The organism is Neobacillus sp. MER 74, assembly GCF_023714155.1.
This window is the reverse complement of the sequence record NZ_JAMAUV010000055.1, coordinates 1-1842: the sequence shown is the minus strand read 5'-3', so window position 1 is coordinate 1842 and position 1842 is coordinate 1. Positions and strand designations below refer to the sequence as shown.

1 protein-coding gene is annotated in these 1842 nt (G+C 40.2%); it reads right to left on the bottom strand.

Annotated features, from left to right (window positions below; genetic code table 11):
• Positions 1 to 255 precede the first annotated feature (255 nt).
• A complete protein-coding gene (locus M3610_RS27360; RefSeq protein ID WP_251463602.1) occupies positions 256 to 1692 on the bottom strand; it encodes a DDE-type integrase/transposase/recombinase in 1437 nt (478 codons plus the stop codon).
• Positions 1693 to 1842: the final 150 nt, after the last annotated feature.

Genomic DNA, 1842 nt, shown 5'->3' with positions numbered 1-1842 from the left:
GGTAGTGTCAAAACTTCTATGAAAAAGTGACCTGAAGTTTTTTTCTTCTCTCTTTTTTGTAGTGGAGGTACCCGCAATCGCTCTTGACAAACACACCAATGGTTTGAGGTTCCTTTAACAAGGGCGACGGGGACAAAAGAAGGCACACTAAATAGCCCTTGGTTTTTCCATTTTAAACCATTGGCAAGTTCGGTTTGTCAAGAGTTCGCTTCGCCGATTGCTAGTGTTTGTCCAAGGGCTCTGCTAAACAAAAAGTTAGGCTGTTTGTTCCACAATCCATTGTTGTGCTAAACCAATGAGTTTCGTCCAACGAGCTGGCATGTTAGGCTGCTGATGTAGCTCTGTAACGACCACTGGGACCTTTCCCTCTATGGCTGAGTGAGGACGTAAGAAGTTAAAGTAGGCTACAAACAGGGTGACGAATGAAACCGATCCATGTTCAGACCCAAACCCATGTGTGGAGCGATAATTGCCCTTAAACGTGCGGTTTAGTCTTTCAATCACTTGTTTGAGAGGTCTATATTCCGTTGATACGGGGTCTTCATTGGTAAGCCCGATTACCTGCTTGATGTCAAAATGAATATCGTGTTGGGCAAAAAAGTGCTGTGCTAAAAGATAAATGGGATTGCCGTCCACCACGAAGGTTAGGTCTTTAGGAATCTCTTTCAGCTTCATTAAAACATCATCAATTGCACCGATAGCGGACACTGTATCTCGATTGGCTGACACTGGGTAGGACAGGATAATCTTTTTCACTGTATCAAAGAAGAAAAACAGATAATGCCAACGCCCGTTCACCCTGATATAGGTTTCGTCTCCACAGAACTGATCAGAAAGTTCGTAGGGATAAGAATCCACATAAGGCTTAAGTGTAAGGGCAACGGCATTCTCGTAATTTAAAATACTCTGATGCGATATGGATACTCCATGAACATCTTTCATGAGTGCAGCTGTCTTCCTGGCCGAAAGGCCATAGTTGACATGATAGGTTAAAATGAGCCCCAAAGTATGTGGTGACACATAAAGCCTTGATAAATCTACCTTAGGTTTTTGGGGAGAAGACTTAGACAATGGCTGAAAATCAATTCGAAACTGTCGGTAAATGTATCTAATCTTAAAGGCTTGAGGATCCTTTTTAAACTGTTTCTTTTCCTTCGATGACATACCATTCAACTTCTTTTGGTAATAGGGACAGTCATTATTCTTGCACTTATACACGTCAAAGTCTTTTCGTTCTTTGACTTTCTCAAGTGTTTTAGAACAATGAGGACACTTCAAAACGGCCTCTTTCAAATAGCGGCTCTTTTCGTTAAAAACACAAGTACACACCTTACATTGATACTGTCCTTTGCCTCCATTATTGGCATAGAGATAATCCGATGGAGCACCACACTTCGGACAGTTCATAGATTTAGGCACAATTGTCTTTGCATTTAAACGCCTTTGAACAGGCTTTAGCTGTTTACCTTTCTTCTCCAGATATTCAGATAGAAGACTTTGGTAATCTAGCTTTTGAAGGGTTTCGATGATCGGAAGATCATCCACCTGAAGTTTACGGTAAGGTTTATTTACAGGAGTTTCTTCAGGCTTTTCAAACATGCCTTTCCCAATAAGTAGGGTAAGTAATGTTCGAATTACCTGATCTTGATACTTGATAAATTCCATTAAATAAGTTAATAATTGAGGGTACAAACTTGTCACTTCCTTGTTTTTAGGGATTAGGTGTTCGGTGTGGTAACCTCACTTTTAACCTAATTTCACGGGGGTGGCAAGTTTTTTGCATTTAAATCCCTTTAAATCAAGGATTATTAACTTTTTTAATATAAAAGTTTTGACAATACG